Source organism: Microbacterium sp. 05N427 (assembly GCF_056397105.1).
This window is the reverse complement of sequence record NZ_JBFTMT010000032.1, coordinates 19,196-29,770: the sequence shown is the minus strand read 5'-3', so window position 1 is coordinate 29,770 and position 10,575 is coordinate 19,196. Positions and strand designations below refer to the sequence as shown.

At 69.7% G+C, this 10,575-nt stretch carries 9 protein-coding genes; 3 read left to right on the top strand and 6 right to left on the bottom strand.

Annotated elements, in window-relative coordinates; genetic code table 11:
• Positions 1-9: 9 nt before the first annotated feature.
• Positions 10-318: a 50S ribosomal protein L21 gene (rplU, locus tag AC1DG4_RS19460; RefSeq protein WP_233309240.1), complete on the bottom strand. Its 309-nt coding sequence runs from the start codon at positions 316-318 to the stop codon at positions 10-12.
• 270 nt (positions 319-588) lie between these two features.
• Between rplU and AC1DG4_RS19455 the strand changes: the two genes are divergently transcribed.
• Positions 589-888 carry a DUF4031 domain-containing protein gene (locus AC1DG4_RS19455; RefSeq protein ID WP_477378765.1) on the top strand — a complete coding sequence of 100 codons (300 nt, stop codon included), beginning with the start codon at positions 589-591 and terminating at the stop codon, positions 886-888.
• A complete protein-coding gene (locus tag AC1DG4_RS19450; protein ID WP_477378763.1) occupies positions 885-1,508 on the top strand; it encodes a TMEM175 family protein in 624 nt (207 codons plus the stop codon). Before AC1DG4_RS19455 ends, AC1DG4_RS19450 begins: the two co-directional genes overlap by 4 nt.
• A 34-nt stretch (positions 1,509-1,542) precedes the next feature.
• On the opposite strand, the gene AC1DG4_RS19445 is transcribed toward AC1DG4_RS19450, so the two are convergent.
• Positions 1,543-3,942 (bottom strand): Rne/Rng family ribonuclease, encoded by a 2,400-nt coding sequence (locus AC1DG4_RS19445; RefSeq protein WP_477421422.1) that lies wholly within the window; start codon positions 3,940-3,942, stop codon positions 1,543-1,545.
• Positions 3,943-4,204: 262 nt separating this feature from the next.
• Between AC1DG4_RS19445 and AC1DG4_RS19440 the strand changes: the two genes are divergently transcribed.
• Positions 4,205-4,816 (top strand): vitamin K epoxide reductase family protein, encoded by a 612-nt coding sequence (locus AC1DG4_RS19440; RefSeq protein WP_477378759.1) that lies wholly within the window; start codon positions 4,205-4,207, stop codon positions 4,814-4,816.
• A 68-nt stretch (positions 4,817-4,884) separates the two neighbouring features.
• Here the strand turns inward: AC1DG4_RS19440 and ndk are convergent, their stop codons facing one another.
• From ndk to ileS, 4 genes are read right to left on the bottom strand one after another with little or no spacing between them, the layout of a single operon-like run.
• Positions 4,885-5,301, bottom strand: a complete 417-nt coding sequence (gene ndk / locus AC1DG4_RS19435) for a nucleoside-diphosphate kinase (RefSeq protein ID WP_477378757.1) — start codon at positions 5,299-5,301, stop codon at positions 4,885-4,887.
• Between the two features lie 5 nt (positions 5,302-5,306).
• Positions 5,307-5,789 carry a DUF4233 domain-containing protein gene (locus tag AC1DG4_RS19430; protein WP_477378755.1) on the bottom strand — a complete coding sequence of 161 codons (483 nt, stop codon included), beginning with the start codon at positions 5,787-5,789 and terminating at the stop codon, positions 5,307-5,309.
• Positions 5,777-7,132: a bifunctional folylpolyglutamate synthase/dihydrofolate synthase gene (locus tag AC1DG4_RS19425; protein ID WP_477378753.1), complete on the bottom strand. Its 1,356-nt coding sequence runs from the start codon at positions 7,130-7,132 to the stop codon at positions 5,777-5,779. The genes AC1DG4_RS19430 and AC1DG4_RS19425 overlap by 13 nt, the downstream gene beginning before the upstream one ends.
• Complete coding sequence (gene ileS, locus AC1DG4_RS19420) at positions 7,129-10,488, bottom strand: isoleucine--tRNA ligase (protein WP_477420343.1); 3,360 nt, start codon at positions 10,486-10,488, stop codon at positions 7,129-7,131. The genes AC1DG4_RS19425 and ileS overlap by 4 nt, the downstream gene beginning before the upstream one ends.
• Between the last annotated feature and the right edge of the window lie 87 nt (positions 10,489-10,575).

Genomic DNA, 10,575 nt, shown 5'->3' with positions numbered 1-10,575 from the left:
TCTTCGTGCTTACTTGATGCCGGTGATCTTGACGCGCGTGAGGTCCTGACGGTGACCCTGGCGCTTCTTGTAACCGGTCTTGTTCTTGAACTTCTGGATGACGATCTTCGGACCGCGGAGGTGGCTGACGACCTCGGCGGTGACCTTGACCTTCGCGAGCTTGTCGGCGTCGGTGGTGATCTTGTCACCGTCGACGAGGAGCACCGCGGCGAGCTCGACCTTGTCGCCCTGGGCCGCCTTCAGGCGGTCGAGCTGAACGATCGTGCCGACCTCGACCTTCTCCTGGCGTCCACCGGCGCGCACTACTGCGTAAACCACTTCATACCTGTTTCGTTGGGGAGCGGGACCGCTCCGTAATCTCACGGGAAGACTGTGCTTGCATCGCGCCACAGCAGAGGGATCCGCAGTGGCGGGCGCGAGTTGCATGATCCCGCGGCGGCCGAGTGGGGCGTCCGGCGCGGTGCACCAAGGAGCTACTTTACCGGATGCGCGGCCCCCTCGCAAAGCGAGCGCCGCTGCGGCGGGATCCCGGAACCGATCGTGTGGCGAATCGGCCTCGACGGCGCTCCCCGCGTCTAGGATCGCGGAATGGCGATCCTCGTGGACGACGCGATCTGGCCCGCGCACGGCCGCCTCTGGGCGCACCTGGTCAGCGACGCCAGCGTCGCCGAGCTGCACGCCTTCGCCGCGCGGCACGACATCCCCGCCCGGGCGTTCGATCTGGACCACTACGACGTCCCGGAAGACGCGCTGGAGCGGCTCGTCGCGGGCGGTGCGGAGCGCGTGGGCGGCAAGGAGCTCACGCGCCGTTTGATCGCGTCAGGCCTGCGCGTACCGGCTCGCGACCGCACCGGAGGGCACGACCACGACACGAGGATCGCGCGATGACGTCGAGCAGGCTGGAGGCGTTCAGCGACGGCGTCCTCGCGATCATCATCACGGTGATGGTGCTCGGGCTCGCCGTGCCCAAGGGATCGACCTGGACCGACCTCGTGCACACCTCGGGGCTGGGGCTGCTCACCTATCTGCTCAGCTTCGTGTACGTCGGGATCTACTGGAGCAACCACCACCACCTGTTCCAGCTCCGTCCCGCGGTGAACGGCACCGTGCTCTGGGCCAACCTGCACCTGCTGCTCTGGCTGTCGCTCTACCCGTTCACGACCGCATGGCTGACCGAGACCCGCGTCGCCCAGGTGCCGACGATCGTCTACGGGCTGAATCTGCTCGGCGCCGCGATCGCCTACACGATCCTGCAGCGCACGATCGCGCATCAGCCGGGTGGCGACAGGTTCCGCGAGGCGTTCGGGCGCGACGTGAAGGGCATCGCGTCCCTCGCGCTGTATCTCTCCGGCCTCGCGCTGTCGTTCGTGGTGCCGTGGCTGGGCCTCGTGCCGTTCGTGATCGTGGCGATCGTCTGGCTCGCGCCGGACCGACGCGTCGAGCGTTACCTGCGCGCGCACCACGGCGAGGTCCCGGCCGGAAACGCCGAGGAGGACCCGGCGCCGTAGCGCCGAGCCCTCCTGACGTGGTCCTGCGGGCTGATCAGCCCTGGTCCGCCTGCGGCGCGGCCTCTGTCGTGTGGACGACGGCCGTCCCCGCGGACATACCGCCCGTGCTCACCCGTCGGCGGTTGCGGCCCTGCCCCGGTGCCTTCGGCTCGGGAAGCGCGTCCAGCACGGAGTCCAGCAGCTGCTCCGCCTCCGTCTTGGGCGACTTGCTGCGGTCGGAGCCGCGCTTCTTGCGCGGCTTCTTGGCACGCTCCTGCCCTGCACGCTCGGCCGGAGCCTCCGCCACGGGCTCGAGCGGGGCGTCGCCGRCCCCCGCCGGCGTCTCTCCTGCCGCGCGGCTGGAGGCGGCGATCTGTGCGAGGGCGGACTTCGCGCCCTCGGTGATCACGTGCGTGCCACCGTTCGCGGGGGCTGCGGCCGGCGCCGGAGCCGGGGCGCCGGCGTTCACGGAGCCGTTTCCGCCGCGCTGGCGACGGTTGGAGCTCTGCTGCGGCGCGGCCGCACGGTGCTTCACGACCGGGTCGTGGTGCACGATCACGCCACGGCCCGCGCACACCTCGCAGGGCTCGCTGAAGGTCTCCAGCAGCCCCAGACCGAGCTTCTTGCGGGTCATCTGCACGAGGCCGAGCGAGGTGACCTCGGCGACCTGGTGCTTGGTGCGATCGCGGCTCAGGCACTCGACCAGGCGGCGCAGCACGAGGTCGCGGTTGGACTCGAGCACCATGTCGATGAAGTCGACGACGATGATTCCGCCGATGTCGCGCAGACGCAGCTGACGGACGATCTCCTCCGCGGCCTCGAGGTTGTTCTTGGTGACGGTCTCCTCGAGGTTTCCGCCCGAGCCCACGAACTTGCCGGTGTTGACGTCGACGACCGTCATGGCCTCGGTGCGGTCGATCACGAGGGATCCACCCGACGGCAGCCAGACCTTGCGGTCCAGCGCCTTCTCGATCTGCTCGGTCACACGGTAGACGTCGAACGGATCGCGATCGTCCTCATAGGTCTCGACCCGGTCCAGCAGGTCGGGGGCGACGCTGTCCAGGTAGGAGCGGATCGTGCGACCGGCGTCGGCGCCCTGGATCCGCATCCGCGTGAAGTCCTCGTTGAAGACGTCGCGGACGATCTTGACGAGCAGATCGGGCTCGGCGTGCAGCAGAGCGGGCGCCTGCTGCGTCTCGATCTGCTTCTGGATGTAGCTCCACTGCGCGGTGAGGCGCTGCACGTCGTTGGTCAGCTGCTCCTCGGTCGCGCCCTCCGCCGCCGTGCGCACGATCACGCCGCTGGACTCGGGGAGCACCTCCTTGAGGATGCGCTTGAGACGCGCGCGCTCGGTGTCGGGCAGCTTGCGGGAGATGCCGTTCATGGATCCGTTGGGCACGTACACGAGGTAGCGGCCGGGCAGCGAGATCTGGCTGGTGAGGCGGGCACCCTTGTGGCCCACCGGGTCCTTCGTGACCTGCACGAGCACCCGGTCGCCCGCCTTGAGCGCGAGCTCGATGCGGCGCGGCTGGTTGCCCGTCTCGACGCCGTCCCAGTCCACCTCGCCCGAGTACAGCACGGCGTTGCGGCCCCGGCCGATGTCGACGAACGCGGCCTCCATGCTGGGCAGGACGTTCTGCACACGGCCCAGGTACACGTTGCCGATGAGCGAGGCGTCCTGGTTGCGGGCGACGTAGTGCTCGACGAGAACGTTGTCCTCGAGCACGGCGATCTGGGTGCGGCCGTTCTTGGACCGCACGATCATCTCGCGATCGACCGCCTCGCGGCGGGCGAGGAATTCGGCCTCGGTCACCACCGGTCGACGACGGCCGGCGTCACGGCCGTCGCGGCGGCGCTGCTTCTTGGCCTCGAGCCGGGTGGATCCCTTGATCGCCTTCGGCTCGGTGATGTACTCGACGACGCGCTGGCGCTGGCGCGGCTGCTCGCTGTCGCCGCCGCGCCCGCGGGTGCGGCGGTTGTCCTCGCCGTCGTTCCCGTTGTCGCGTGTGCGGGCCGGGAGCGCGACGAACGCGGGAGCATGGAAGTGCAGCTGCGTCGAGACGCGCGAGACGAAGATCTCGGGCAGCAGGCCGAGGCTCACGGCGGTAGCGGCCTCGGGCTCCGTCTCAGGCTCGGGCGCCGGGGCGGCCTCGGGCTCTGCGACGGTCTCAGGCGCGGGCTCTGGCTCCGGGGTGACCTCGGCGGACACCTCGTTCTCGGCAGCCGCGTCGTTCTCGGCGGCGGGCTCGTGCTCGACCTCCGTCGCGGCCTCGGGCTCCGCCTCAGGGGCGACCTGGGCCTCGGCGACGGGCGCCTCAGCGGCGTCCACGTCCTCGGCAGGAGCGGTGTCCTCGTCCGTCGGCGTGGGCGCCGGCTCTGCGGGCTCGGGAGCTACCGGCGCCTGCAGCGCGTCGAGGTCGAGGGTAGGGGCGTTGTCATTGTTCTCGTCGGCCATCTCTGGCGTACTCCCTGCACGACGGCCCGGCCGTCGTGAATTCTCTCGTGCGGCGCACTCGGCGCCGCGAACTCAATCGGTCTGCGATCGGCTTGTGCTCTGATCGCTGGGGGCCGGGGCCCCCGAAGTCTGTATCCGTCGACCGCCATCATGGTGGTTCGACCCGTCCATTATCGCACCATCGGCGCAAGATGCCCGACTCGACGCGAACCGATGCGTGCGCATGCACGTCGCACAGAAGCGCGACTGCCATAATCGCGGCATGTCCGCACAGCGCACCCGTCCCGTCGGCTACGCCATCTGGCTCATCATCGCGAGCGTCGTCGGGTGGTGGGCCGCCTTCCAGCTCACCCTCGACAAATTCGCCACCGCAGCCAATCCCAAAGCCGCCCTGGGCTGCGATATCAGCGCCTTCGTCCAGTGCGGCGCAAACCTCGATTCGTGGCAGGGCTCGGTGTTCGGCTTCCCGAACCCGCTCATCGGCCTGACCGGTTGGATGGCGCCACTCGTGGTGGGAGTCGCGATCCTCGCGGGCGCCCGCTTCCCGCGCTGGTTCTGGGGGCTCTTCGGCCTCGGCATCACCGGTGCTTTCGTGTTCATCTGCTGGCTGATCGGGCAGAGCTTCTTCGCCCTGCACACCCTGTGCCCGTGGTGCGGATTGACCTACATCGTGGTGATCCCGACGTTCCTGGCGACGATGCTCCAGCTCTTCGCCAATGGGACCTTCCCGATCAGTCGCGGCGCGCAGGAGCGTGCGAAGCGGCTCGGCATCTGGGTTCCGCTCGCGTCGATCCTCGCGTTCGTCATCGTCATCCTGCTGGCGCAGTCGGCCGGCGTGGATCTGGTCGGCGAGGTCGTTCGCCTCTTCCGCTGAACCCCGTCGACGAAGAACGCCCCCATCACGGCCGAGGCCGGATGGGGGCGTTCTTGGTATGTGCGGGCTCAGTCGAACCAGATGCCGAGCTCGCGCGCGGCGGACTCGGGCGAGTCGGAGCCGTGGACGAGGTTCTGCTGCACCTTCAGGCCCCAGTCGCGCCCGAAGTCGCCGCGGATCGTGCCGGGCGCCGCGGTGGTCGGATCGGTCGTGCCGGCGAGCGAGCGGAAGCCCTCGATGACGCGGTTGCCGGCCAGGCGGATCGCCACGGACGGGCCCGAGAGCATGAACTCGAGCAGCGGCTCGTAGAACGGCTTGCCCTCGTGCTCGGCGTAGTGCGCCGCGAGGAGGTCGCGATCCGGGTCGACCAGGCGGATGTCGACGAGCGCGTATCCCTTGGCCTCGATGCGGGCCAGGATCGCGCCGGTGAGGCCGCGCGCGACGCCGTCGGGCTTGACCAGGACGAGGGTCTCTTCGGTGGGCATGTCAGTCACTCTCTGTCGTTTCCAGGGGTGTCGGTGGAGGAGCCGGGAGCCGCGGAGTCCGCTGCTGGCATGGAGGAGCCGGCCGAGCGGGCGGCGCGGTCCGCGCGTCCGCCCACGATCATCGCGTAGGCCCACATACCGCCGAAGATGATCGCGACCAGCAGGATCGCGGGCACCAGGATGGCGGACAGCAGGACGATGACCTGCAGGATCCATCCCATCACGATTCCGGCCCTGCTGCCCATGAGACCTGCCGCGACGAGCATCGCGACTCCGACGACGGCGCCGCCGACGATGCCCCACCACGGCTCGATGCCGGGACCGAGCGCCTTCAGGCCGAAGACGGTCAGCCCCGCGAGGCCCACGACGATCGCCTCGAACGCGAGGATGATCGATCCGAGCTTCTGGGCGAGGCCGCGCGGCGGGCGGGCCCGGCGCGGCTTCGCGGATGCGGATCCGGATGCGCTCTCGTCGGTCACGCGCGCCATCCGCTCTTCCAATCCTCGGCGGCGGCCAGCGAGATCGCCTCTCCCGCCAGCACGACGGATCCGGCGATGATCACCGCGCGCCGGTCCGACGAGGCCGCCCATTCGCGCGCCGCGTCTGCGGCATCGCCAAGGGCCGGGTGCACCGTAGCCCTGCCGCCGGCGCGCTCCACCAGATCGGCGAGGGCGTCGGGGTCGCTCGCGCGGTCCGAGTCGGGTGCGGTCGCGAACACGTGCTCGACCGACGGCAGCAGCGTCTCGACGATGCCCGTCGCGTCCTTGTCGCCGAGCACGCCGAGCACGAGGCCCCACTCGTCGAAGTCGAAGCTGTCCTTGAGTGCAGCGGCGAGCGCGCGCGCCCCGTGCGGGTTGTGCGCGGCGTCGACGATCACGGTCGGCGCGATGCCGAGCAGCTGCAGGCGGCCCGGCGAGGTCGCGCCTGTCAGACCCTCCGCGAGCACATCCCCCACGATCGCGTGTTGCGCTCCCCCGATGAGCGACTCCACGGCCGCGATCGCGAGAGCGGCGTTGAAGCCCTGGTGCTCGCCGTACATCGGCAGGTACTCCTCGGAGTACTGCCCCGCGAGCCCGCGCACCGTGATCTGCTGACCGCCGACCGCGAGGCGCTGCTCGACGAGCGCGAAGTCCTCGCCCTCGAAGGCGATGCGCGCACCGTGTTCCGCCGCGACACGGCGCAGCACGGCTTCGGCCTCCGGCGTCTGTCGCGAGGAGACGACGGCCGCGCCGTCCTTGATGATCCCGGCCTTCACCTCGGCGATCTTCGCGATCGTGTCGCCGAGGCGGTCGGCGTGATCGAGGTCGATCGGCGTGAACACCGCGACGTCGCCGTCGGCCGTGTTCGTGGAGTCCCAGGATCCGCCCATGCCGACCTCGAGCACGAGCACGTCGATGGGCGCATCCGCGCAGGCCACGAAGGCGAGCACGGTGAGCAGCTCGAAGAAGGTCAGCGACGCGTCGCCCGCGGCTTCGAGCTCGGCGTCCACGATGCCCGCGAAGGGCTCGATCTCCTCCCAGGCATCGGCCACGGCGGCATCGGCGATGGGTTCGCCGTCGATCATGATCCGTTCGGTGAACCGCACGAGATGCGGGCTCGTGAACAGACCAGTGCGCAGTCCGTGCGCCCGCAGCAGGCTCTCGATCATCCGCGCGGTCGACGTCTTGCCGTTCGTGCCCGTGAGGTGCACGACGCGGTACGTCTTCTGCGGATCGTCCATGAGCTCGAGCAGGCGCGCCGTGCGCTCCTTGCGCGGCTGCACCCAACTCTCTCCCGCGCGCTCCAGCAGCGCGGAGTAGACCGCGTCGGCGCGCTCTCGGTCATCGCTCACGATACGTCTCCGATCCGGCTCACGGCGACGGCGAAGCCGCCGCGGTTGGCGTAGGTGCCCTGGTCGATGTCGGCCACGAACTCGGCCGTGGCGAACTCGGCGCCCGCGTCCAGGACGTCCGCCTCCACGGCAAGCGTCTCCTCGGCCACTCCGGCGACCGCGAAGGCGCTGCGGACGGCGACCGCGTCCTCCGCATCGGCGAAGCGCAACTGCAGCCGGATCCGGTCGCTCACATCGAACCCGGCGTTCTTGCGGGTGTCCTGCACGGCACGGATCACGTCGCGGGCCAGACCCTCGGCTTCCAGCTCGGGCGTCGTCGCGGTGTCCAGCAGCACGAAGCCTCCGGTCGGCACGACGGCGAGCGCCTCGCCCTCCGGCCGGCCGGTGGTCTCCAGTGCGAGCTCGTACTCGTGCGACTCCAGGGCGATGCCGTCGGCCGTCACGACGCCGTCCTGCTCGGTCCAGAAGCCGTCCTTCGCGGCGCGGATCACGCGCTGCACGTCCTTACCCAGGCGCGGACCTGCCGCACGGGCGTTGACGCTGAGACGGTGGCTGATGCCGTACTCCGCGGCGGTGCCCTCGCCCTGGGCGACGAGCTCGACCGCCTTGACATTGAGCTCGTCGCGGAGGATGTCCTCGAACGGAGCGAGCGTCTCGGCCAGCGGCGAGACGACGGTGAACCGCGCCAGCGGCAGGCGCACGCGCAGCTTCTCCTTCTTGCGCAATGCGTTGCCGACGCTCGACAGCTCACGCACCGCGTCCATCGCGTCGCGCACGTCGTCCGCGTGCGGGAACAGCTCCGCGTCGGGCCAGTCCGTCAGGTGCACGCTGCGCCCGCCGGTCAGGCCCTGCCACACGCGCTCGCCGATCAGCGGCACCAGCGGCGCCGCCACGCGGGTCAGCGTCTCCAGCACGGTGTACAGCGTGTCGAAGGCCTCGGTCGTCGTCGGGTCGCTCGGGTCGACACCCACCCAGAACCGGTCGCGGGACCGGCGGATGTACCAGTTCGTGAGCACCTCGGCGAACTCGCGCAGCCGAGAGGCGGCCGTGGTCGAATCGAGGCCCTCGAGGTCTTCCTGCACGCCGCGGACGAGGTCGCCGGTGCGGGCCAGGATGTACCGGTCCAGCACGTCGGTCGAGTCCGTGCGCCAGCGCGCCTGGTACCCGCCCTCGTCGGGACCGTCGGCCGCGTTGGCGTACGTGGCGAAGAAGTACCACGAGTTCCACAGCGGCAGGATGAACTCGCGCACGCCGGCGCGGATCCCCTCCTCCGTGACGGAGAGGTTGCCGCCGCGCAGCACCGAGCTCGACATCAGGAACCAGCGCATCGCGTCGGATCCGTCGCGGTCGAACACCTCGGAGACGTCGGGGTAGTTGCGCAGCGACTTCGACATCTTGTAGCCGTCGGATCCGAGGACGATGCCGTGGCAGCTCACTCCGGTGAACGCGGGACGGTCGAAGAGCGCGGTCGACAGCACGTGCATGAGGTAGAACCAGCCGCGGGTCTGCCCGATGTATTCGACGATGAAGTCGGCCGGGGAGTGCGAGTCGAACCACTCCTGGTTCTCGAACGGGTAGTGCACCTGCGCGAACGGCATGGACCCGGAGTCGAACCACACGTCGAAGACGTCCTCGATGCGGCGCATCGTGCTCTTGCCGGTGGGGTCGTCGGGGTTCGGCCTGGTGAGCTCGTCGATGAAGGGGCGGTGCAGATCCACCTCGCCCTCGGCGTTGCGCGGCAGACGCCCGAAGTCCCGCTCCATCTCGGCGAGGGATCCGTAGGCGTCCACGCTCGGGTATTCCGGGTCGTCGCTCTTCCAGATCGGGATCGGGGATCCCCAGTACCGGTTGCGGCTGATCGACCAGTCGCGGGCACCCTCGAGCCACTTGCCGAACTGGCCGTGCTTGACGTTCTCCGGCACCCAGGTGATCTGCTCGTTGTTCGCGAGCATGTCGTCCTTGAAGTCCGTGACCCGCACGAACCAGCTGGAGACCGCCTTGTAGATGAGGGGGTTGCGGCAGCGCCAGCAGTGCGGGTACGAGTGCAGGTAGCTCTGCAGGCGCAGCAGGCGCCCGTTCGCGCGCAGCAGGCGCACGAGCGGCGTGTTCGCGTCCATCCAGAGCTCGCCGGCGACGTCCGTCACGTTCTGCAGGAAGCGGCCGCCTTCGTCGAGCGACAGGATCGTGGGGATCCCCGCCGCGCCGGCGACGCGCTGGTCGTCCTCACCGTACGCGGGCGCCTGGTGCACGATGCCCGTGCCGTCGCTCGTGGTGACGTAGTCGTCGACCAGGATCTGCCAGGCGTTCTGCGTGCCCCAGGTCTCGGCGTCGGCGTAGTAGTCGAAGAGGCGGTCGTAGTTCGCTCCGCCGAGCTCGGCGCCGGTCACCGTCGCGGAGACCGCGGCGAGCGCGTCCTCGGCGCTGTCGTAGCCGAGGTCCTTCGCGTAGCCGCCGAGGAGGTCCCGCGCGAGCAGGAAGCGGTCGCCCTCGGCGCCCTCGGACGCACCGTTCGGCCCCACGGGCAGGACGGCGTAGACGATCTCGGGCCCCACGGCGAGCGCGAGGTTGGTCGGAAGGGTCCACGGGGTCGTGGTCCAGGCCAGTGCCCGCACGCCCTCCAGGCCCAGGGCCGCAGCCTTCTCCCCAGAGAGCGGGAAGCTCACGGTGACGGAGGGATCCTGACGCTCCTTGTAGACGTCGTCGTCCATGCGCAGCTCGTGCGCCGAGAGCGGCGTCTCGTCGCGCCAGCAGTACGGCAGCACGCGGTAGCCCTCATAGGCGAGGCCCTTGTCGTGCAGGGTCTTGAACGCCCAGAGCACGCTCTCCATGTAGCCGAGGTCGAGGGTCTTGTAACCGCGCTCGAAGTCGACCCAGCGGGCCTGACGGGTGACGTAGTCCTGCCACTCGTGCGTGTAGGCGAGCACCGACTCGCGCGCCTTCGCGTTGAAGACGTCGATGCCCATCTGCTCGATCTCGTCCTTCTCGGTGATCCCGAGCTGCTTCATCGCCTCGAGCTCGGCCGGAAGGCCGTGCGTGTCCCACCCGAACACGCGGTCGACCCTCTTGCCGAGCATGGTCTGGAAGCGCGGGAACAGGTCCTTCGCATAGCCCGTGAGCAGGTGACCGTAGTGCGGGAGCCCGTTGGCGAACGGAGGGCCGTCGTAGAAGACCCATTCCTCGGCGCCCTCACGCTGTGCGATCGACGCGCGGAAGGTGTCGTCGGCCTCCCAGAACGCGAGCACGTCGCGTTCGATCTCGGGGAAGCGCGGACTCGGGGAGATCGATCCCTGAGCCCGTCGAAGGGCGTCGGCGGCGGGGCCGAAGGATCCGGCGGAGGACGTGCGCGGGTAGGTCATCGTGTCTCGCAGTGTCGGTGGCGGGCGGATGCTGCTGCGAGGACGATCCCTGTGCTCTTCCGGCAAAAGGACCGCGGTACCACCCCG

Bases quoted from the DNA above. Each gene is read 5' to 3' on its own strand.
- ileS (WP_477420343.1), bottom strand. From the start codon at position 10,488: ATGACCTACCCGCGCACGTCCTCCGCCGGATCCTTCGGCCCCGCCGCC.
- AC1DG4_RS19450 (WP_477378763.1), top strand. From the start codon at position 885: ATGACGTCGAGCAGGCTGGAGGCGTTCAGCGACGGCGTCCTCGCGATC.
- AC1DG4_RS19430 (WP_477378755.1), bottom strand. From the start codon at position 5,789: ATGGCGCGCGTGACCGACGAGAGCGCATCCGGATCCGCATCCGCGAAG.
- AC1DG4_RS19455 (WP_477378765.1), top strand. From the start codon at position 589: ATGGCGATCCTCGTGGACGACGCGATCTGGCCCGCGCACGGCCGCCTC.
- AC1DG4_RS19440 (WP_477378759.1), top strand. From the start codon at position 4,205: ATGTCCGCACAGCGCACCCGTCCCGTCGGCTACGCCATCTGGCTCATC.
- ndk (WP_477378757.1), bottom strand. From the start codon at position 5,301: ATGCCCACCGAAGAGACCCTCGTCCTGGTCAAGCCCGACGGCGTCGCG.